The sequence below is a fragment of the Bifidobacterium sp. WCA-178-WT-4B genome, from assembly GCF_009696495.1.
In the GTDB taxonomy this organism is placed as follows: Bacteria; Actinomycetota; Actinomycetes; order Actinomycetales; family Bifidobacteriaceae; genus Bifidobacterium; species Bifidobacterium infantis.
On record NZ_VULV01000027.1, the window covers coordinates 1 to 2,272 of the forward strand.

Annotated in this window: 2 pseudogenes; both read left to right on the forward strand. The window is 66.9% G+C overall.

Annotation, left to right across the window (positions count from 1 at the left end):
* Window positions 1–143 precede the first annotated feature (143 nt).
* Window positions 144–1,602 (forward strand): annotated as a pseudogene (gene istA / locus FYJ31_RS12355) (IS21 family transposase).
* Window positions 1,599–2,272, forward strand: a pseudogene (gene istB, locus FYJ31_RS12360) (IS21-like element helper ATPase IstB); the annotation flags it as partial. The pseudogenes istA and istB, both read left to right, overlap by 4 nt.

The window sequence follows — 2,272 nt, forward strand, 5'->3', positions numbered from 1 at the left end:
TGTTTTTGTTCAATAGGAAGTTGAGGTTTTAGTCACGAAGGTTTTTCGGGTTTAGGCGGAAAGGCATGCCGACCACCCGTGGGCCTTAGCCTGATGGTGCTTCTAGTTCCATTCGGGAAAGGTCCGGAAAGGCAATGATCAGCATGTCCCAAATACAGTCTATCCGTTCGCGTCGCAGGAACGGTGAGTCCATCGCCTCGATAGCGCGCAGCGAGAGGGTCAGCGAGCCGACCGTGCGCAAGTATCTGAGGGTCGACGACCTATCGGCCAGGCCGCCCGTGAGGCGACGTCGTGGTTCGGTGATCGACGAGTGGCTGCCCATGATCGAGGGCATGCTCGCCGAGGACCGGGAGACCTGGCGCAAGCAGCGGCATACCGCGACCCGCATCCATGAGCGGTTGCGCGACGAGTACGGGGCCGGGGTGTCGTTGTCGACGGTGACCCGGACCGTGGCGCGGCTCAGGCGCGAGGCCGCGGCGGAGCGGGAGGCCGGTTTCCTGGACCTGTCGTGGCATCCGGGCGAATGCCAGGCGGACTTCGGCCAGGTCGACGTGCGCTACCGGGGCGTCGTGACGCGAATGCGGCATTTCGTGTTGGATTTCCCGTACTCGAACATCGGGCCGAGCCAGCTGATGCCCGGGGAGAACGCGGAGTGCACGTGCCAGGCCCTCAGGAACCTATTCGAATGGCTGGGCGGGGTGCCCGAACGCATCGTGTATGACAACGCCGCCGGCGTCGGACGCAAATGGTTCGACAGGATCCGCCTGACCCGCCTGTTCCAGGCGTTCCAGGCGCACTACGGGTTCGAGTACACGTTCTGCAACCCGTACTCGGGACACGAGAAGGGCGGCGTCGAGGCCCGGGTCGGGGCCGTGCGCCGCAGGCTGTTCGTGCCGGTGCCCGGCGTATGGAACCTCGACAGCTTCAACCTGCGCCTGCCCGGCCGCTGCCTCGAACTGGGGGACAAGGACCACTACAGGAAGGGCGAGAGCCAGACCGGCCTGTTCGACGAGGACCGAAAGGCGCTGCTGCCCCTGCCCGCCAAGCCGTTCGACGTGGTCACGTGGACGAGGATGAAGGCCGACAAATACGGCAACATCACCGTCCAGGGCCGCCACCGGTACGCGGCCGGACCCGAACACGCCGGCCATGAGATGATCGTCGGCCTGAGGGCCCTGGAGGTGGAGATCCTCGATGCCGAAGGCAAACGCGTGATCACGCATCCGAGGTCCTACGGGGACAAGCCGACCGACAGCGGCGACCCGTCGAGCCAGCTCGGGCTGTTGTGCGACCGGCCGGCGGCCTGGCGCAACAGCCGGGTGCGCGACGCGATGCCCGACCCGCTTCGCGAATGGATCGACGCGCAGGACGAGGCCACGCGGCGCGACAGCCTGCGTGCCCTGCTGCACGCCGACGGCGAGAGCGGCTGGCGGGCGGCCGTGGCCGGCATGCCCGGTGATCCTCGAATCCACCGGAGGCACGGACCGGGCCGGGGTATGTCTGGCCGCGGCACGCCACGCCTCGGGCCTGGGACCCGTGGCCTACGACGACCCCGTGGACCTGAGCGAATACGACATCGCCTACACCAAGGAGGACGAGTGAACCAGAAGAACGGACGGACCGACCCCGGCCCGCTGCGCGAGCGGGCGAGGAGCCTGTTCATCTCCAAGGCCACCATCGACGAAACGCTCGAATGGGCCACGCCCCGCCAACTGGACGCCATCGACCGCATGCTCGCCACGGAACTGGCCAACAGGGAGGCCTCCAAACGGGCAAGGCTCATGCGCCAGGCCCGGTTCCCGGCGCCCAAAAGCCTCGACGGCTACGACTTCGCGAACGTGCGCCTGCCCGACGGATACACCAAGGAGCAGCTGACCGGCCTCGATTTCGCGGCCAAGGCGCAGGACCTCGTGTTCTACGGCAAGACGGGACGCGGAAAGACCCACCTGGCCACCGCCCTGGGCATGCTCGCCATCGAGCAAGGCAGGAGCGTGAGGTTCCGGCAGACCGCGGAGCTCGTGCTCCAGCTCGGCAAGGCCAAACGCGACGGCGCCCTCGACAGCCTGCTCAGGGACCTCGCCCGTGCCGACCTGATCATCCTCGACGAGTTCGGCTACGCGCCCGTGCGCCTCGACGGGGCCCGTCTCCTCTACCAGATCATCGCCGGCAGCTACGAACGTCGCAGCATCATCCTCCGCCACGAACATCGAGTTCAGCAAATGGGGGACGATCTTCGCCGACGACAAACTCGCCGCCGCGATCATCGACCGCA